The organism is Chitinimonas lacunae (assembly GCF_042650885.1).
Taxonomy (GTDB): domain Bacteria; phylum Pseudomonadota; class Gammaproteobacteria; order Burkholderiales; family Chitinimonadaceae; genus Chitinimonas_A; species Chitinimonas_A lacunae.
The window spans coordinates 3360408-3379155 of the sequence record NZ_JBHSBU010000001.1 but is presented as its reverse complement, the minus strand read 5'-3'; the positions used below and the strand labels follow the sequence as shown (position 1 = coordinate 3379155).

The window sequence follows — 18748 nt, the reverse complement described above, 5'->3', positions numbered from 1 at the left end:
CATTCGATGAATTCAGCAGGTGTGGGGTTAATGTAGTTGCGTTCTTTACCGGTTGCCCACCGATCGCCAGGCCGCTCCTTGTGCGCTTCCGTGTTAGCCTGGCTATCGGACAGATACATAAGCCCGTGCGGGTTGCCACGTTGATCGCTGAATCTGCCCTGGAGGCTTTTTGGGTACGCGACCTTTACTGCCTGGCCTCAGGGGCCGGTCCAGGAAGACTTGAGGCAGAAAGTGGATCGACTTGCCCCAGGCGATACAGCCCACGCTATACAGCTTCAGCCCAAAAAGGATAATTGGTTTATTTTCCTTTTTTATAAACGCATATCTTGCATCTGTTTTTCCTAAAACTTTTCTTTCTCTTTCCCTTCCCAACACAGGCAAGCAGCCTTGTCACTCCCGCGTCCGCTTGGCATGATCGCGTTTCCCGCCTTGCAGGAATCACCCTTGAACAGTCCCAAGTGCGATCGTCTGGTCGCCACTTTGCAGCAGGAAATTGCGCCGCTTCATCCCGGCCATCGTCTGCCGTCGATCCGGCAGGTGGCCGAGCAGCACCAGGTCAGCAAGACCGTGGCCGAACTGGCCTATCACCGGCTGGTCGCGCGCGGAATGGTGGAAGTGCGGCATGGCATCGGTTTCTTCGTCAGCGGCGGACGCAGCGCGCCCGAACCGGCGCTGCGGCTGCCGACGCCGGTCGTGATCGACTATATCCAGGGCACAGGCAGTGGGCTGCGGCTTAGTAGTGGTTTTCTGCCAAGTGAGTGGACGCTCAGCAGCACCGTGGAACGCGAATTACGGGCGCTCCTGCGCCGACCACAGGGAATCGGCTACGGCCATGCAACCGACCCGCGCGGCTATCTGCCCTTGCGTGACACCTTGCGCGACCATATGGCCGAACGCGGCATCGCCATTGCGCCCGAGGGCATGCTGCTGTCGCAGGGCGGCCGCCAGGCACTCGATCTGATCTGCCGCAGTCTGGTGCAGCCAGGCCAGGCCGTCGCGGTCGATTCCCCCAGCTACTACAACCTCAACAGCCTGCTGCGGCTCTATGGCGTCGAAGCCCATCCGATCCCGCGCCGCCACGATGGTCCCGATCTGGAACGGCTGGAACAGGTCTTCCGCAGCGGCCGGGTACGGCTGTTCTTCACCAGCTCGCGCCACCACAACCCGACCGGCACCGATATGACCCCGGCCGTGGCCGCGCGGGTGGTGGTGCTGGCCGAACGCTACGATGTGCAACTGATCGAGGACGACTGCCTGGGCGGCTTCAAGGCGATGTCGCAGCCCGATCTGCTGACCCTGGCGGGGCCGGAGCGGGTGATCTATCTGGGCAGCTTCTCCAAAACCATCACCTCGGCCTTTCGCTTCGGCTATCTCGCCTCGTCACCGGCCACGATTGCCCAGGTGCTGCGCAGCAAGGTCGATATTGGCCTGTTCACCCCGGAATTCCACGACAAGGTCATCCACGCCGTCCTGCTGTCGGGCCACTACGCCCGCACCCTCGAACGGCTGCGTGAAGGCATCCGCCGCGCCTTTCATCTGGCACTGGCCCGGCTCGATCAACTGGGCTTCGAGCAGTACAGCCGCGACAGCGAAGCGCTGTTTCTCTGGGCGCGTCATCCGGCCCACCCCGATAGCCGCGTGCTGGCAGAGACCCTGGCTCGCCGTCGTATCTCGATCGCACCGGGTTATCTGTTCGATACCGAAGCGGCCGTTTCGCCATGGCTGCGCTTTAACGCCATCGAAATCGCCTCGGCGCCGATGGAGCTGCTGCGGCAGGCTTTCGCCCCGTCCAGCAGTCTGCCGGGGAGCTTCTGGACGGAGACCCCATCGATTGCCACGCCAGATAGGGAAATCTCCGACTGACCCCCAAAACAAACGGCCCGCGCTGCCAGAAAGGGCGACGCGAGCCGTTTTGCCAGGTCGGCCTCTACCCCGACTCTGCTTCAAAGTCAGGTCCCAAACCTCAAGTCACGATTGCCCGTCTCAACTGAACGCGACGATCTTGACGATCAATACCGACAACACCGCAATAAACACCTTGCGCACAAAAGCGCTGCCCTGGGCAATCGCCGTGTGACTGCCGACCAGCGAACCCACCACATTGCAGGCACCCATCAACAGACCCACCTTCCACAGCAGATGGCCGCCAAGTCCAAAACCGATCAGCGCGCCGATATTGCAGGCAACATTGACCAGCTTGGCCGACGCCGAGGCGTGCAGAAAATCGAAACCGAACAGCCGCACATAGACAAAGATCAGCACACTTCCTACGCCAGGTCCAAACAGCCCATCGTAGAAACCCAGCCCCAACCCCATCCCCGCCGATACCCAAACAGCCGACTTCGCCCTGAAACGCGGTTGATGTGCCTGTCCCAAATCCTTCTTCATCAAGGTGTAGACAGCCACTGCCCCCAGCACGAACGGCAATATCATCCGCACCTGCTCCGGCGGAATCGCCGACACCGCCCTCGCCCCGGCCCAGGCACCCAAAGGCGCCAGCAACATGGCCGGGCCGATACTGTGCCAATCGAGCCGCACCGTGCGCGCATAACGCCACACCGCCGCCAGCGTGCCCCAGACACCCGCCAGTTTGCTGGTGCCCAGCAAGGTCGCCGGCGGCAACGCCGGATAGGCCGAGAACAGAGCCGGCAATTGGATCAAACCACCGCCTCCCACCACCGCATCCAGAAAACCGGCCCCAAACGCCGCAATCAACAACAGGATCAGCTCGGCTTCCATCACCGTGCCTCCCCATCGATCCCACCCACTTCACTCAGCAGACGATCACACATAGCTATCCGATAGCGATTAAGACAGCCGTCAGCGTAGTGCGCCGCCCTCACTCAAAGTGGGACGGCCACCACGACAGTGACAAGACTGTCCCAGTCCTGCCAGCGGACAGTGACAGCGCAAACGAAGAGGACGGAGAAACGGATGGGATGGCCGACGCGTTGGGATCGGAGCGGATCTGAAGGTGAATGTCGCAACGAAGGCGGATGATATTTTTATTTCTTAGTATATAAGTTCATACATCTAGCATACTTTTTGCATATTTATTTCCAAATAGCCCTCCAAAGAAAATTGACGGAGCCAATACTGCCGGCTCCGTCTCCCCTAAACCACTTCCTCAACCCACAGCATCGCTTCGATCTGCGCCTTATTGGCCTCGTTCTTGGACACGCCAGCGGCCAGAAACAACTGCGGATCATCGGGCAGCTCACCGTTTTCACACCCCAGCACCAGCTTCAGCAAAGGACCGAAACGGCCGCGCTGGCTCAACAGCGCCTGGTTGATGTCGTCGGGCAGATTGAGCTTGTCGATGATGCGGATCATCGGTTGCCGCAACAGTGCTTCCAGCATCGAGAACATGCCGGTGGTGAATAGCTGGTCCAGATCCTCACGCTTGAAGCGCGACTGGCCGAGCGTTTCCATCATGCGGGCACGGATCAGGGCGGTTTCGAGCAGGATGCTCTGATCGCCTTCCTGCCGCTCATGGCTGAAGACCAGCAGCGTCAGCCAGCGATAAAGCTGCTTATGGCCCAGCACGATCAAGGCACGCTCCAGCGTCTCAATCTTGGTAGACAACCCGGCGCCGGCCGAATTGACATAGCGCAGCAGCTTGAAGCTCAACATCGGGTCGTACTTCATTGCATTGGCGATAACGGCCGGTTCGGCCTCGGAACGGACCAGATTGAGCACTTCCATCAGCCGCAGATAGCTCGCATCGACCGCGTCGGCTTCGGACAGATCCTTATGGCGCAGATAGCTGCCCTGTAGATAGTGGACCAGCAACTGCCGGCACACCTGCAATTCCTCAAAGAAATGGACATCGCCCACTACCAGCTCCGAGCCCGGCGCCGCATTGCCGATGGCAGCGACGGCTTTGGACAGCTCGGTCACGTCCTTATCGGTGACCGAGATTTTCTGGTAGTCGGCCAGGGACAACATCGGCAGCAGCTCGGCATTGAGCGGGAACTGGTCGAACCCGAGCTGGAAACCTTCTTCCTTGAGCCGACGCAGAGTATCGAGATGCACCACCAGATCGCGGAAGAACTCGGCGTCGTAGCGCAGCATCAGGACGAAACGGCCTTTGGGCAGCTTTTGCAGCATCGGGCTGTCAAGCGACCAGACCGAGATATCAAGAAAAATCCGCTTCTGCCCAAAGCCCTTGGTGGCCTCTTCGGCCAGGAAATTGCGCAGCAGCACCTCGTCGTACAGCTTCCAGACCGAATGCGCCATCTGCGATTTGCGCTTGAGCACGCTGTCACGCAGGCGGAAGTTGTAGCCGACCACATGGAGTTCGCGGTCCACCACGATTTCACGCTGCAACATGGTCTCCACCGGCGCGCCGCTGATATGGCCGGCCTGCCCGGGTGCAGGCTGCAATTGGGAAACGGGCGCCGGCATAGGCGCCGGCGGCACAGGGACTGATCGAGGCGCTTCGGGCTTGGGCGGAGGAATGGTTTCTTCGTTGCCGAGCAAGCGCTTGAGGAAAGAGAACACCATGACGGACTCGCTGGTGGGGATTCACTACAGCATAGGCGATCACCCAAGCCGTCGCCGTCCACCCCACCACCAGGCCCTGAAATGAGGTCGGTGCCCAAGTTGGCCGTTCTCCATAGCGGCGACTACACCGACATGGTCGCCGGCACGGCAATCGCCCCTTCGGACAAGCGGCGGATCGGGGCCGAATAAGCAGGATTCTTGACCGTCTGTTCACCGATCGGCACGAACTTCGACCCCCTCAAGCCCAGCGATACCCCGTTCTGGTTTTGACAGAAGATGTGCCAGCTGCCCGCCACAAATTTCAGAAAGGCGAAAGCACGTACCGAAACTTCGCCATTAGTTGCCGCCTGAGCGTATTCGCGGCCATGACGCATCAGACCGACCAGTTGCGAAGGCTGCAAACCCCGGTGGTTGGGGTACTGATGGTACTTGCCGCCTTCGACATGGTAGACCCGGTAGGTATTGGAATTGATCTCATCGACATAGATCGCGCAGCCGCTGAAATCGGGCGTAAAGACGAAATGGCTTTCCGGATTCTGGATCGGCACATCGCAATAACCCCCCTGTGGTACCCAGTAAGCCGGGATCGGATTGACCGGTTTCGCCGCATCGAACGCTCGTTGCACCAACGTCAGACGGGACGAGCGCTGCGAATGCAGTGCCAATTGTGCAATCGCTGCATTGCCACCTGGTACGTCGATTTCCTGGGCATAAAGGTCAAATAGCGCCAGCCCACTTGCTGACGGCTCGATACCGGCGGCAGTCATCAGCCGCGTAGTGACGAACTGGTCGAACTGATTCAGAAAAGCCTCGTTGGCGATCTGTCCCATGGACATCCTTTCTCTTTAGGCAAAGCAGGGGGAACGGGAGAGCCGGGAAGGAAACAAGGCAGTTCGCAATTAATCTGCACTATCGAATTTCCTTCATTTATTGTTTTTTCAGGAATTTTGCCAGAGGCTCGGCCTTGATTGGGCGATGTCTTTCTATCAGCTGACAAAATCCTTGTTCAGATTCTCTTTGGAAAAGGCGTCATGGTCAGACAAAGGAGCGTGGGAAGTCATCAGGACAGATTGGTAGCCTCAATCTGTCCTTTCTCAAAAATCTTTACCCGCTGAACGCCGTATCGAAAGCCAATAGCCATTCACTACTTCCACAAAAGAAAAGCCGCCCGAAGGCGGCTTGAGCGCAGAAGCAAGGCTTAAGCAGTCAGCTTTTCCAGCGCTTCGCGGTATTTGGCAGCGGTCTTCTCGGCCACCTCGTCAGGCAGGGTCGGCGCAGGCGGCTGTTTGTTCCAGCCGGTGGTTTCGAGCCAGTCACGCACGAACTGCTTGTCGTAGGAAGGTGGCGAGCTGCCGGGCCGGTACTGGTCAGCCGGCCAGAAACGCGAGGAGTCGGGCGTCAAGGCCTCATCCATCAAGGTCAGCTTGCCATCTTCATCGATGCCGAATTCGAATTTGGTGTCGGCGAGGATGATGCCGCGCTCGGCCGCAAACTCGCTGGCGGCGCGGTAGAGGGCGATGGCCGTTTCGCGCACCTGGGCAGCGAGTTCGCCACCGATGCGGCCGGCCAGCTCGTCGAAGCTGATGTTCTCGTCGTGGTCGCCGACGGCCGCCTTGGTGGACGGGGTGAAGATCGGCTCGGGCAGGCGGTCGGCTTCGCACAGACCGGCCGGCAGGGCAATACCGCAGACCGTGCCGTGCTGGCGGTATTCCTTCCAGCCGGAACCGGCCAGATAGCCGCGCACAATCGCCTCGACCGGCACCGGACGCAGCCGCTTGGCCACCACGGCCCGGCCTTCGACCTGCGGCAGATCGGCGGCGGCCACCACCGATTCGGGCGCCTCGCCGGTCAGATGGTTGGGGCAGACATGGGCGAGCTTGGCGAACCAGAAGTTCGAGATCGCGGTCAGGATTTTGCCCTTGTCGGGAATGGGCTCGTTGAGGATCACATCAAACGCCGACAGGCGATCGGTAGCGATCATCAACATGCGACGGTCGTCGATTTCATACAGGTCGCGGACCTTGCCCGAGTAGATCTTCTTGAGCGAGGTCAGGTTCGATTGGGTCAAGCCGGCCATGGCGTGTCCTCGGAACGGTGGGTGGATTGAGGCGGCAGTGTACCGAATCCGCCCTCGCCCGACATGGTCGGTTGTCGGTTGCTTGTCGAGTCGCCGAATCGGCCCCGGACCTGGGCCACAGCAAGCCGGCCTATGCAGCGGACTCAACAGCGCCGCTATACTGCGGGCTTTGCGTTGCCGGAGAATACGCCGTGCTCGAAACATCCAGGCTGCCGACCCCCTCGGCACCCGCTGTCTTATGAGCCTGTCGCTGCGTCTCGTCCTGTCCCTGCTGACTGCCTCGGTAGCCAGCGCCGACGAGCTGCCGCGCCGCCATCTGGTCTGTTACAACGATCTGCTGGCACCCTACTTCATGCGCGGCAGTACAGGCTATGCCGGTCTCAATACCGATCTGGTGGCCCAGGCGGCCAAGCGGCTCGGCATTACGGTCGAATTCCGCGAAATGCCATGGAAGCGGCTCGAATGGGAAATCCGCCGCGGCCGCGACAGCCTGGTCGAATGCGCCTTCGCCTTCAGCCGGACACCCGAGCGCGAAGCGTATATGGAGTACACCAATGTGGTGATGCAGCGCACCGAATATGTCCTGTTCGTGCGCAAGGACGACCCCTTCGCCACCCTGTCGGACTTCCGGGGCCGGGTCATCGGCGTGCGACGTGGCTTCCGGCTACCCGAGGCCATCCAGCACGGCGTCGCCAAACACCACTTCAGCATCGAAGAAGCCGACGACGAGCAGAGCAATTTCCGCAAACTCGCAGCACGGCGGCTCGATGCGGTACTGATCAATCTCGATGTCGGGCTGTATGTGCTGGCGCAGATGCAGGAAACCGGCATCCGGCCACTCCTGCCGCCGCTGTCTTATCTCGACAACTATCTGGTCTTCACTCGAGGCAAGAACCTGGGCAACCTGATCCCCGCCTTCGACCGCGAACTGGCCCGGATGCAGCAAGACGGCACCCAGGCCCGACTGCGCAGCCAATATCTGGGCACCCCGCTGCCTTCGTCGAGCGACTATCGCAGCAGTCGTAGCGGGCGCATGAGGACCTTGCGGCAAACAGAGCAGGGTAAAAAATTCTAGTCATATCTTTGCCAGATACAGCTCCGTATAAAAAGCAGATAGAAAAATGGCTGACTCCGCTCACTATGGGACAACCCTTATCGAAAAATCGATGGGCTAGCGGCATCCTTTGCTGATCAAGCAAACCCATGACGAAATAGGCAGTAGCGCTTCGCTACCAGCTATCCCACACCGTTCCGACAGTAGACGAAATGGTCGATGAGCGGCGAGATCACAGAGAGAAAAGGCATATGCTTCGCAGACTGAGCATCCACGGCTTCAAATCGATCGTTCAGGAAAGCATTGAACTCGGTCGGGTCAATTGCTTCATCGGCGCCAATGGAGTGGGCAAAAGCAACGTGTTGGAGGCACTGGGCGTCCTGGGCGCTGCGGCTAATGGAGTAGTTGACGATGAAAGCCTGCTCAGACGCGGGGTTCGGGCAGGATTGCCCAGGTTATATAAAAGCTCGTTTGCAACCGAAAGAACGCCCGCTCATATTCGCATCGGTATTGAAGGGGAAACGCAGGAGAGTTATCGGGTCTCACTGCTGAACCCGCTGGAATCTCCGGAACCCGCCTGGTCCTACAAAACGGAAGTGTTAACGGATGGGGAAGCGGAAATTATTTCCAGAGGCGTGCGAGACACCACGCGAAGAAACCTGAATCCACAAGCCGGACTCGCAGCCTTGAAACTGGTGGAGATGGACACTGACAATGCGGCCGCCCGACTTATACAGAGCATGCAGGACTATGCGATTTACTGCCCCAATACACCAACCCTGCGCGGTGTCATACCAGACATGCAATCGCGCCGACCTGTCGGCCTGAGTGGTGGTCAGTTAGCAGAAGGCTTTGCCTCCCTGCGCCAACATTTGGAAGCTCAAGGAGAAGCTGGTGAAGTTGTCTTGGATCAGGTTCTGGAACTGATCGACTGGGTCGCCGACATCCAGACCACCAGCCATGGTGCATCGTTGATTTCAAGCAAAGTGCCGCGAACCAAGCTAATGCTGAAGTTCACTGACCGCTTTATGAACAGTACTCGCAATGAGTTGACTGCTTACGACGCGAGTGAGGGTGCACTGTACATCATCTTTTGTGCCACTTTGTGCTTGCTACCGCACGCTCCCCGGATTCTGGCCATCGATAATCTGGATCAGGCACTCAACCCACGCCTGCTAGCACGACTGGCTGCTCGCCTGTCGGGGTGGCTGGAACACAATGGCGCGGAGCGGCAATTACTGTTCACCGCTCATAATCCCGCCGTATTGGATGGGCTGAATCTGAACGATTCGGAAACCCGCCTATTTGCTATCGAGAGAAACAGTCATGGTATGACCGTGGTACGGCGTATTGAGCTGTCGGCAGAACTGGCGGCCTTGAACAGGGAATATCCACTTTCCAGATTGTGGATGATGGGACATTTAGGGGCAGTACCGAATGTCTGATCCGCAGATCGCCCTGATTGCCGAAGGCCCGACCGACTATGAAGTGATCAATGCAGCATTAAAAGCTATCCTGCCCACGTCTTTTGTCTTGACGATGCTGCAACCAGAAATGACCAAGCCTGAAATGGGCACTGGGTGGGGAGGCGTATTGAAGTGGTGTGATGCAGCAGGCCAACGCCACGCCGGGTCGCTTGACCATGACACGACGCTTGGCCATTTCGAAGTGGTGATTATCCATCTCGATGTGGATGTGGCCCATGATCACTATGGGGCTTGCGGAACAGAGATAGTCAGCATGGCCTCAGACAAGGGTTGGGCAACCTTACCCTGCGTGCAGCCCTGCCCGCCAGTAACCAATAGCTGTACCCAATTGACTACTGTTCTGAACAGTTGGCTTAGTCCCGCTCAAACAGGCAACAAGACCGTACTCTGCCTACCGGCACAAGCTTCCGGTACTTGGTTAGCCGCAGCAACACTGCCTGAAGGACACAGTTTATTGGCAGGCATCGAATGCAATATCAGTGTTGAAGCCCGGCTTTCCCAATTGAGTAAGAACCTGCGCATCAAAAAGACTGTGCGCGAGTACCGAGCATTCGCACCTCGCATTACAGAAAACTGGTCCAGCGTCACTGCCTTATGCAGTCAAGCACAAGCCTTCGAACAAGCCATGCTGGGTGCGATCTGATCGGCCTAGAACACTTAACATAAGGATGCACCGGCGTCGGCATCAAAAAAAGCGGGAGCGGCCTCTATCAGAAAACAGCTCCCCCGCTTCAGTCTGCTGCCGTTCAGCTCAAGGTTTCCTTGATCGCCTCAGCCTGCTCCAGCGCTGCCTCGGCGCTGTCGGCCAGGACGCAGTAGTGACCCATCTTGCGGCCCGGACGGGCTTCTTTTTTGCCGTAGAGGTGCAGCTTGGCGTTGGGGGCCTGTAGCAGGACTTCCCAGTTGGGCTCGCCCGACGGGGTCTCCCAGCTGTCGCCCAGCAGGTTGACCATCGCCACCGGCCGCAACAGATCGACCGCACCGGGGTGCAGGCCGCACATGGTGCGGACTTGCTGCTCGAATTGGCTGCTCAGGCAGGCGTCGATGGTGTAATGACCCGAATTGTGCGGGCGCGGGGCGATTTCGTTGATCACCAGTTCGCCTCCGGTCAGCACGAAGAATTCGACCGCCAGCACACCGATGTAATCTAGGCTTTCGGCCAGTTGCACCGCCATGGCCTGGGCACGCTGGGCCAAGGCGGGGTCGATGTGGGCAGGCACGAGGCTGACATCGAGAATGCCGCGTGCGTGGCGGTTCTCAGCCAGCGGGAAGACCGCCACTTCATGGGCCGAGGTGCGGGCGACGATGGCCGACACTTCGCAGTCGAGCGACAGCATCTTTTCCAGCACACAGGCCTGTCCGCCCAGATCGGCATAGGCCGCCCGGGCTTCTGCTGCGGTCTGGACCCGTACCTGGCCCTTGCCGTCGTAACCGAGCCGAGCGGTCTTGAGCACGCCGGGCAGGTAGGGCGACAGATCGTGGTTCAGGTCTTCGACGGTTTCCAGCGCCAGATAGGGGGCGGTGGCCAGACCGGCTTTGCGGATATAGGACTTCTCGCGGATGCGATCCTGGGCAATCGCCACGCAGTCGCCCGATGGGCTGACCGGGATCCGCTGTGCCAGCCAGCGCATCGAGTCGGCGTTGACGTTCTCGAATTCGGTGGTGACGGCCGCACAGCTGCGCGCCAGTTCTTCGAGTGCTTCGCGGTCGTTATAGGGGGCGATGATATGGCGGTCGGCAAAGGCGGCTGCGGGTGCGGCCGCGTCGGGGTCGAGCACCGTGACGCCATAGCCCATGGTACGGGCCGCCTGGGCGAACATCCGGCCCAACTGGCCACCGCCCAGAATGCCCAGCATCGCGGGAGGCAGGATGGGACGACTCATAGCGGATCGACCTCGGGCAGGGTCATGGCCAGCACGGTGTTCTTCTGCGTTTCGCGGAATTCCAGCAGGCGACGGCGCAGTTCGGGGTTGTGATTGGCCAGCATGGCGATGGCAAACAGCGCGGCATTGGCTGCACCCGCTTCGCCGATGGCAAAGGTGGCCACCGGCACGCCCTTGGGCATCTGCACGATGGACAGCAGCGAGTCTTCGCCAGCCAGATATTTGGAAGGAACGGGAACGCCCAGCACCGGAATGGTGGTCTTGGCCGCCAGCATGCCTGGCAGATGGGCTGCGCCGCCAGCGCCGGCGATGATGGCCTGCAAACCGCGCGCTTCGGCGGTTTCGGCATATTCGTACAACAGGTCGGGAGTGCGGTGGGCGGAGACGACGCGCGCTTCAAACGCCACGCCATAGGTTTTCAGTTGGCGGGCGGCATGCTGCATGACTTCCCAGTCCGAGTTGCTACCCATCACCAGGCCGATTTCGACGCTCATCGGGCAATCCCCTGTTTCAAAAAACGGATTCTACCCAAAATCGCCCGCAGCGCAGCGATCGTATCGCGTTCCCCGTCAGACCGACTCAACCGTAGTTGGCAGCACAGCATTCGCTTAACTAGACTTGAGCAGTGATGCTGTACGGAATGGGCCGCGCCATGATCAAGAAAGTCCCCACGACTTCCCTCAAAGTCGGTATGTATATCCAGGATCTAGCGGCGGATTGGTCGGTACATCCGTTCATGCGCTCGAGCTTTCCGCTCAAATCCGACCAGGAAATCGACACCATCGTCGGCTGCGGCATTCACGAGGTGTATATCGACACCGAACGCGGCCTCGACGTCCCCGATGCTCCCACCCAGGAAGAAGTCCAGCGCGAACTCGATCGCCAGATGATCGAAGCGGCGCAACAGACTGCCATGCCGGTCCGGGTCAGCTATGGCGAAGAACTGGGCCGCGCCCGTGCCATCAAGGCCCAGGCCGCTACGCTCGTGCGCAATGTGATGGCCGATGCCCGGCTTGGCAAAGCCGTGGCGGTCGAGAGCGTCGAGCCGCTGGTGGCGGCGATTACCGAATCGATCCTGCGCAATTCGGGCGCGCTGCTCGGGCTGATGTATATCAAGAATAAGGACGACTACACGTTTCTGCACTCGGTGAGCGTCTGTACCTTTATGGTGGCTTTCTGCCGCTCCGTCGGACTCGACGCCGCCACCACCCACCAAGCTGGTCTGGGCGGACTGTTGCACGATACGGGCAAAGCGCTGGTGCCCGACGAAATCCTCAACAAACCCGGCCGGCTGACCGATGAGGAATTCGCCATCATGAAGCGCCATCCGAGCGACGGTCATGCGCTGTTGCTCAAGACACCCGGGATCGGCGTCATTCCACTCGATATCACCTTGCACCACCACGAACGGATCGATGGCTCGGGCTATCCCGACCAGCTCGCGGGCGAACAGATCAGCACGCTGTCCAAGATGGCAGCCATCGTCGACGTCTACGATGCCATCACGGCCGACCGCTGCTACCACCGTGGCATTCCGCCAACCGATGCACTGCGCAAGATCTTCGAATGGAGCAAATACCATTTCGACCCCGATCTGGTGAAGGCTTTTATGCGCTGCGTCGGCATCTATCCGGTCGGCACCCTGGTGCTGCTCGAAAGCGGCCGGCTGGGCGTGGTGGTCGAGCACAATGAACAGAATCTGCTCGCCCCCCGGCTCAAGGTGTTCTACGACACCAAGCGCGGTTATATCCCACCGGTCGAGGTCGATCTGGCGCGTTCGATGGGACGCGGTGGCGCCGACAAGATCATCAGCCACGAAAGCCCGCAGAAATGGAAGGTTGACCCACAGCGTTTTCTGTAGCGCCAAGGTCAAGGGCACTATTTACAGCCGAGCCTTAGGGTTTGCCCTTCTCTCTGCCCGGACGAGTTTTGCTATCGTGACGTCCGGTTATGCCATCGGCCTATTTTCTTGTTACGGCGACTTCTACCATGCGTATCTCGTCCTTCGCTCCCCTGCTCACCGTGCTGGCACTGACTTCCGCTTGGGCGGCCAAGCAATGTCCCTATGCCACCCCCAGCGAGATCAGCAATGTGGTCGCCGGCAGTTGGCAACTGACCAGCTTCGATCCGCAACGCGGCTGCATGTTCGTCAACCATGCAGGCGAAGGCTTTATCGTCGGGGTGACGCCGCACCCGGACAGCCAACACGCCGCCGATGCCTACGCCGAATACCAGAAGGGCTTTGCCGATCGCCAACTGCGCCCGATTGCCAAGTTGGGTGAACAGGCCGTGTTCTCGGTCACCGCCGATGGCGCCCGCCCGGCCGCGGCACAGCTGGTGGCACGGCAGCAACGCCATATCGTCGATATCAGCTACTTCAGCCAGGATTCACAACTGGCCCGCCGCCAGCTCGAACAGGTATTTGCCTCGCTGGCCAAGCAGGCCATCGGACGCCTGCCGCGTTGAGCCGTCGGCCGCGCCATAAAAAATGCCGCCCACAAGGGCGGCATATTTATTAGGCAACCATCAGGAAACCGTATCGTCACGCTTCAATCGGACTTTCCTGACGACAGGATTCGAGAAACTCGATTGCCTCCTTCAGCGTCAGTCCAAACAGCGCCCGTAACATCCGCAGAATGCGCACGGCCGGCAGTTCTTCTTGCAGCGCGATCTTGACCAGTTGACGCTGAGACAGCCCGGTTTCATGGAGCAGACGGTAGGTTTCATAGTCGGCGGTTTCGCCATCGCTGCCTGTGGCAGCCACCGAGCCCGGCCAGAATTTGCCAAGCTCATCGGCAAAACGCAGGGCCAGGGCAAGTTTCTCCGCGGTCACCGCATCCGCCGTGGTCCGGGCATCCGACAGCAACTGGCGCAGGCTGTCGAGGCAGCAGTCGAAGACTATTTTCTTGCTCATCTCGATTCATCCCGAACATCAAACCACCAAGCGACAACCAAACCGCTCATCAGTTCCGCGAATGCGGGTGATTGCCGCAAGGCGCTGTGTGGCACCCTGTTGAGCGCTCGCGCATGCAAGCCATCCACCAGACTAGGAAAGCGGCGCCGTCGCCTGCTCCAGCAGGGTCAGCCAGGTAATGGCCTGAAGCCGGTCATCGCCGCACATTTCCAGCGAGGGCTGTAAGCCGCCACACACGGCCGGCCGCTCAGGCAGACCGAAAATCCGGCAGCCGTCCTGCTCATCGAGCTGCACACAACGCACCCCAGCCGGCTTGCCGTGTGGCATCCCGGGAATCGGAGAACTGATCGACGGGGCAATGCAACAGGCAGCGCAGTGGGGACGGCATTCCATGGGAAGGGCAAGCAGGGCGGACGACCGGCGAGCTTAGCGCGAATCGAGCAGAATAAGGAAATAAAATCCCACTGAATCAATGGGTCTATGTACTCTCATTTCTAGTGGCTAAACAACCAGAGCTTATTTGGCACAATATTTTAGAGGTCTCCTTTGATTGAGATACGGCAGCCCCGGAGAGCCCATCATGCCCAAGCTACTCTACTGCCATCACAGCCTTCAGGAAGTCCCTATGCTCGACGAGCAGGAATGGGCGGAGAGCGGACTTGGCTGGTCAACGCCGTCCAACAGATCAAAGACTACCGTGAGCGGCATCAATGCTCGCTGCAGGAAGCATGGAGAAACTGTGGTCAAGCGGCTCTGCAACGTTATTTCGAACTGACAGCTGTTCGCGAACTTCACACCGACGTCTTATGGACCCGCCGTCTCAGCCGCTATGGTCCTCCCTGCCAGCAGTGCGGCAAAACCCTGCGCACCCAGCAGCCAAACACTGCGCAGAGTGCGGCGCTTGGCGGCAGGAAGGGGGACGCTAGAGTCGCTATGCCTGACGCCAGACAACCACGGCCGCCTTCTCACCAAGTGCGGCCGTTTTCCACTGACTCCTCCCGCTCAGCTCGGATACCCCGGCAAAGTCATCTTCCCTGTCAGATAGAGCACGCTGCGTTGCTGGCGGCACAGCGCCTCGACCAGCGTCTGGCGCAGCACCTCCAGTTGGGCGGGCGTGAAGGCCCGGGTGGCCGCCTGTTGGCGGTTGACGACCAGAGCAAAGTGCACGCTGTCGGCATCCTCTTCCACACCGGGATCGTCCCAGATCCGCAGCAGATGGCCGCCTGCTGCGCCGCCGTTCGGGTCGTGACCCAGCGCCACTTCATCGCTGGCCTGAGTCAGTGCAGCGTCACGGCGCAGGTCGCCGATATGAAGGCGCCGTTCAGTCAGCACCAGTAAATCCTCGGCCTTCCAGTGGCGTGGCAGATATAGCTCGGTTGGGGCGTCGCCACGGCGGCCGCGCCAGGTCAGCAGGGCGAACTGCTCGTCGCCGAAGCGGCCGGCCTGGCCCGGTTCGGCCACGATGCTGGCCCAGTTGAGCAGCTTGCCCCAGTCGTCGCGGCTCAAGTCCTGATAGTGGAAATGCAGGATGTCGCCCTGCACCCGACGTGGATAGGCACGCTCGACCAGTCGATGATCGAGGTTGTAGTCGCGCGATTCATTGCGAACCACCGAGAAGTTTTCCTTATTCCAGCCGTCCTGGCCGGTCACCAGGATGGCGCCGTTCTGGTATTCGCGGTGGCGGTCGTAGTAGTAGTCCCAGTGCCATTGGGTGCCGGATACCAGAGGCGCGTAGAAATCGGCCCAGCGGGTACGACCGCCGATGGCATCGCTGACTTCCATGGCTTGATAGGTCGATTTGAGTATCCGCACCGTGTCGCGGGCGCCTTTATCGTTGAGCCACATGCCAAATTCGCTCAGGAACACCGGTGTATCGAGAAAGCGCGCCTCGTCGCGTATCTGCGCCAGATGCAGCAGATAGGTGCCGTTGTCCACTCCGCGCAGATCGACGCCCATCCGGCCGGCATCGTAGAAATGCGAGTTGAAGACGAAACCGGGACCGGGCCTGGTCTCCAGATGATGGCCACCGGTCGCCGGCGCCACGATGCCTGCCGTGGTATTCCAGAACACCAGCGGTTCGGCATAGACCCACTTCTCTCCCCAGCCATGCTGGTCCATCACGGTCCGGACCCGGCGGTAGAAGGGCCAGAGCTTGAGGTTGTCCCACTGCTTCGGGCTCAGCCCTTCCATGCCGCCGTCAACCGGCTCGTTCAGCGGATCGAGCCCCAGCACCATCTCGAACTCGGCCGCCGTCAGCCGGTTTTTCAGATAGGCCAGCGCCTGCCCGGTCTGCCAGAGGAATTCATCCTGCATCCGCCGCTCGCCAAGCGGCGTCGGCAGCGGGGCGTTATTCCAGAAATTGCGGAAAGCGCGCCGTACCGCCTCGTCGGTCAGATTGTGCTGCGACCAACTGGCGCAGACGATGCCGCAATATTCGGGCGGATAAAGGCCCTTGGGCGTGATCCAGGCCGGCGCGCCGTTGCCGGTGTGCCAGGACCTGGCGTTGAACAGATGGCGCGAGAACAGATCCTGGTGATAGTCGAGCAGCACATACATGCCTCGCCCGATGGCCACTTTGAGCTGTGCCGCGACCTGATCGAGATAGACGGTGTCGATGCGGTCAGGCGCCGGGTGAACACCTTCCCAGGCGATGGCAAAGCGCACCATATTGGGGCCAGCCATCTCGGCCAGACGGCCCAGGCCAATCGTGGCGTCGCCGGTATTGAGGAAGGGCTTGAAGCCACTTTCCACATGCTTGGTCTTGCCCGACACGTTCCAGCCGCGAAAATAGGCTTCGCGGCCGTAGCCATCGCGGAAGACACGGTCGCGCCAGATCCGGCCATCAGGGCTGCGGTAGGTCTTGAGATCGATCACGATCCGCCGCGCCTCGGGGCGGTCGGCGTAGTCGAGTTGGTGGGGAGCGGCAAAGGCCATGGCACAGCCAGCGGCCAACAGGGTCGCGCGGGGCAGCAGCATCGGGGTTTCCTCCTCAGGTGGAATGAGTTTTTGTTATCGCCAAGTCAGCTTAGCGACAGATCTGCGCCAGTCAAACCAGGACGCTTCCCCCGCCCGCCCCACTCGGCTATATGAAGAAGCAATGCAGCAGCCACCCCGCCATCAGGCCGGGGTGATAACAACGACTCACGGAGGAGATTCATATGGCAGGAACTTGGCTTACCCCCCTGTTGCTGGCTGGCCTGCTCGGCATGGTCGGTCAGGGCATCCGGGTCGTGATGGGGCTGAAGAAGCTCCATGACCTGGCCCAGCTTCAGCAACAAAAAGTCAGCGACATGATGTCGGGCCAGCGTGTCTGGCTCAGCCTGTTGATCGGCTTTATCGCCGGTGTGCTGGGTTTTCTGGCCATGGGCCTGAACCCGGCGACCGTGCTTGACCAGCAGCATCTGCTGACCCTGATCACCGTCGGCTATGCCGGCACCGATGCGATCGAGGCGGTGATGAGCAAGGCGCAGCCAGCCTGGCTGGCCCGTCAGGACGATGGCACCCACATCACCACCATCGCCGCCACGGCCGTCACCACGCCGGTGCCGGCCGTTCCCGCCACCCGCAGCGAGGGTTGAATCATGAGCAATTTCTTCGATTTCACCGGCCCGGCCCGGCCCTTGAGTCAGGCCGGACTTGCCGCCGTCCAGGACAGCCTGGCTATCGATGAAGTGACCCTGTTCACCGTGCTCACGGTCGAAACCTCGGGTTGCGGCTTCGAGCGTGACGGCCGGCCCAAGATTCTGTACGAGCGCCATCTATTCAGCCGGCTGACCAAGCAGGCTTACGACGAACGCTATCCCGATCTGAGCGACCCGACCCCGGGCGGTTACGGCGCCAGCGGCGACTATCAATACCAACGGCTGCGCCGAGCCATCCAGCTCGACCGCGAAGCGGCGCTACAGGCCACCTCCTGGGGTATCGGCCAGGTACTCGGTATGCATTGGCAAAAGCTCGGCTACGCCAGCCTCGACAAGATGATCGCCGCCATGTTCTGCGACGAGGACAGCCAACTCGACGCCATGGCGCGCTTCATCAAGGTCAATCAACTGGCCAACAAGCTGAGCAAGCGCGACTGGGCCGGTTTCGCGGCGGCCTATAACGGCCCCAACTACGCAATCAACAGCTATGACAGCAAACTGGCCCACTGCTATCAGCAGCTCAGCAATGGCACCTTGCCTGATCTGCGCATCCGGTCAACCCAACTGGCGCTGACCTTGCTGGCCACCCACCAACCCGAGTTCGACCCGGCCGGCATCGACGGCTGGCTCGGCAAACGCACCCGCTCGGCGCTGCTGTCCTATCAGAAAGCCCGCGGGCTGGCCCAGACCGGGCTGCCCGATGAGGAGTGCTATCCGATGCTGTGCCGAGAAGTCGGCTGGTAAAGCTCACCAGGCAAGAAAATCCCCCACAGGCCGGTTCCCCAACCGGCCTGTCTGCTTCTCCCCCTCCACGCCCTCCCCCACCCAACACCCACTCACCGGGCGCTCCGCCTCCTCCGCGTCCCGTCCACCACCTCGGCAAGAAAACCCCAAGCCCCTGCCAGCCTTGGCGGCGTCCCTTTGCTAGCTGACGCTCAGCCAAAACACTGCGAAGTTTTCCAGACCGGTCCAAGAACCTTTTTGCTGATATTTTTTGATTAGATTTCATCATGCATATCAATATGCACGGCATGCGTCATCAATGCATTTCAATTAAATTTCACATCCGGCACTTACATATAACCCATTAAAATACAATGGAAAATATTTATATTTCATACAAAGATTCCCGCCAGAAAATGTATATTTGCATGCAAGTACATCTCTTTATGCTGCAATGAATTCA

General features: G+C 60.0%; 18 protein-coding genes. 9 read left to right on the top strand and 9 right to left on the bottom strand.

Annotation, left to right across the window (positions count from 1 at the left end):
• The first annotated feature begins 387 nt into the window (after positions 1–387).
• Positions 388–1863, top strand: coding sequence for an aminotransferase-like domain-containing protein (locus ACFOW7_RS14570; protein ID WP_378165523.1), 1476 nt, complete (start codon positions 388–390; stop codon positions 1861–1863).
• A 120-nt stretch (positions 1864–1983) separates the two neighbouring features.
• On the opposite strand, the gene ACFOW7_RS14565 is transcribed toward ACFOW7_RS14570, so the two are convergent.
• The 4 genes from ACFOW7_RS14565 to ACFOW7_RS14550 form a co-directional block, all read right to left on the bottom strand.
• On the bottom strand, positions 1984–2739 hold the full coding sequence (locus tag ACFOW7_RS14565; RefSeq protein ID WP_378165521.1) for a sulfite exporter TauE/SafE family protein: 756 nt from the start codon (positions 2737–2739) through the stop codon (positions 1984–1986).
• 375 nt (positions 2740–3114) lie between these two features.
• The gene (locus tag ACFOW7_RS14560; RefSeq protein WP_378165519.1) at positions 3115–4506 is read right to left on the bottom strand and encodes an EAL and HDOD domain-containing protein; all 1392 of its coding nucleotides are present in this window, start codon (positions 4504–4506) and stop codon (positions 3115–3117) included.
• 122 nt (positions 4507–4628) lie between these two features.
• The gene (locus tag ACFOW7_RS14555) at positions 4629–5336 is read right to left on the bottom strand and encodes a hypothetical protein (protein ID WP_378165517.1); all 708 of its coding nucleotides are present in this window, start codon (positions 5334–5336) and stop codon (positions 4629–4631) included.
• Positions 5337–5704: 368 nt separating this feature from the next.
• Complete coding sequence (locus ACFOW7_RS14550) at positions 5705–6583, bottom strand: phosphoribosylaminoimidazolesuccinocarboxamide synthase (RefSeq protein ID WP_378165515.1); 879 nt, start codon at positions 6581–6583, stop codon at positions 5705–5707.
• 238 nt (positions 6584–6821) lie between these two features.
• On the opposite strand from ACFOW7_RS14550, the gene ACFOW7_RS14545 reads away from it, so the two are divergent.
• The 3 genes from ACFOW7_RS14545 to ACFOW7_RS14535 all read left to right on the top strand — a co-directional run bounded on the left by ACFOW7_RS14545 (position 6822) and on the right by ACFOW7_RS14535 (position 9767).
• Complete coding sequence (locus ACFOW7_RS14545) at positions 6822–7658, top strand: substrate-binding periplasmic protein (protein WP_378165513.1); 837 nt, start codon at positions 6822–6824, stop codon at positions 7656–7658.
• A gap of 230 nt (positions 7659–7888) precedes the next feature.
• The gene (locus tag ACFOW7_RS14540) at positions 7889–9082 is read left to right on the top strand and encodes an AAA family ATPase (protein WP_378165511.1); all 1194 of its coding nucleotides are present in this window, start codon (positions 7889–7891) and stop codon (positions 9080–9082) included.
• Positions 9075–9767, top strand: coding sequence for a hypothetical protein (locus tag ACFOW7_RS14535; protein WP_378165509.1), 693 nt, complete (start codon positions 9075–9077; stop codon positions 9765–9767). The genes ACFOW7_RS14540 and ACFOW7_RS14535 overlap by 8 nt, the downstream gene beginning before the upstream one ends.
• Before the next feature lie 103 nt (positions 9768–9870).
• On the opposite strand, the gene ACFOW7_RS14530 is transcribed toward ACFOW7_RS14535, so the two are convergent.
• Positions 9871–11007: a 5-(carboxyamino)imidazole ribonucleotide synthase gene (locus ACFOW7_RS14530; protein WP_378165507.1), complete on the bottom strand. Its 1137-nt coding sequence runs from the start codon at positions 11005–11007 to the stop codon at positions 9871–9873.
• Positions 11004–11501 (bottom strand): 5-(carboxyamino)imidazole ribonucleotide mutase, encoded by a 498-nt coding sequence (gene purE, locus ACFOW7_RS14525; protein WP_378165505.1) that lies wholly within the window; start codon positions 11499–11501, stop codon positions 11004–11006. Before purE ends, ACFOW7_RS14530 begins: the two co-directional genes overlap by 4 nt.
• 158 nt (positions 11502–11659) lie before the next feature.
• Here purE and ACFOW7_RS14520 point away from each other — a divergent pair, with 158 nt between their 5' ends.
• The gene (locus ACFOW7_RS14520) at positions 11660–12868 is read left to right on the top strand and encodes an HD-GYP domain-containing protein (protein ID WP_378165503.1); all 1209 of its coding nucleotides are present in this window, start codon (positions 11660–11662) and stop codon (positions 12866–12868) included.
• Positions 12869–12996: 128 nt separating this feature from the next.
• On the top strand, positions 12997–13473 hold the full coding sequence (locus ACFOW7_RS14515; protein ID WP_378165501.1) for a hypothetical protein: 477 nt from the start codon (positions 12997–12999) through the stop codon (positions 13471–13473).
• Positions 13474–13549: 76 nt separating this feature from the next.
• On the opposite strand, the gene ACFOW7_RS14510 is transcribed toward ACFOW7_RS14515, so the two are convergent.
• Positions 13550–13921 (bottom strand): hypothetical protein, encoded by a 372-nt coding sequence (locus ACFOW7_RS14510; protein ID WP_378165499.1) that lies wholly within the window; start codon positions 13919–13921, stop codon positions 13550–13552.
• Between the two features lie 132 nt (positions 13922–14053).
• Positions 14054–14314: a YkgJ family cysteine cluster protein gene (locus ACFOW7_RS14505; protein WP_378165497.1), complete on the bottom strand. Its 261-nt coding sequence runs from the start codon at positions 14312–14314 to the stop codon at positions 14054–14056.
• Positions 14315–14501: 187 nt separating this feature from the next.
• Between ACFOW7_RS14505 and ACFOW7_RS14500 the strand changes: the two genes are divergently transcribed.
• Complete coding sequence (locus tag ACFOW7_RS14500; RefSeq protein WP_378165495.1) at positions 14502–14696, top strand: hypothetical protein; 195 nt, start codon at positions 14502–14504, stop codon at positions 14694–14696.
• Between the two features lie 227 nt (positions 14697–14923).
• On the opposite strand, the gene ACFOW7_RS14495 is transcribed toward ACFOW7_RS14500, so the two are convergent.
• The gene (locus ACFOW7_RS14495) at positions 14924–16897 is read right to left on the bottom strand and encodes a cellulase family glycosylhydrolase (protein WP_378165493.1); all 1974 of its coding nucleotides are present in this window, start codon (positions 16895–16897) and stop codon (positions 14924–14926) included.
• Between the two features lie 182 nt (positions 16898–17079).
• Between ACFOW7_RS14495 and ACFOW7_RS14490 the strand changes: the two genes are divergently transcribed.
• Positions 17080–17499 (top strand): hypothetical protein, encoded by a 420-nt coding sequence (locus ACFOW7_RS14490; RefSeq protein ID WP_378165491.1) that lies wholly within the window; start codon positions 17080–17082, stop codon positions 17497–17499.
• A gap of 3 nt (positions 17500–17502) precedes the next feature.
• The gene (locus ACFOW7_RS14485) at positions 17503–18306 is read left to right on the top strand and encodes an N-acetylmuramidase domain-containing protein (RefSeq protein WP_378165489.1); all 804 of its coding nucleotides are present in this window, start codon (positions 17503–17505) and stop codon (positions 18304–18306) included.
• The last annotated feature ends 442 nt before the right edge of the window (positions 18307–18748 follow it).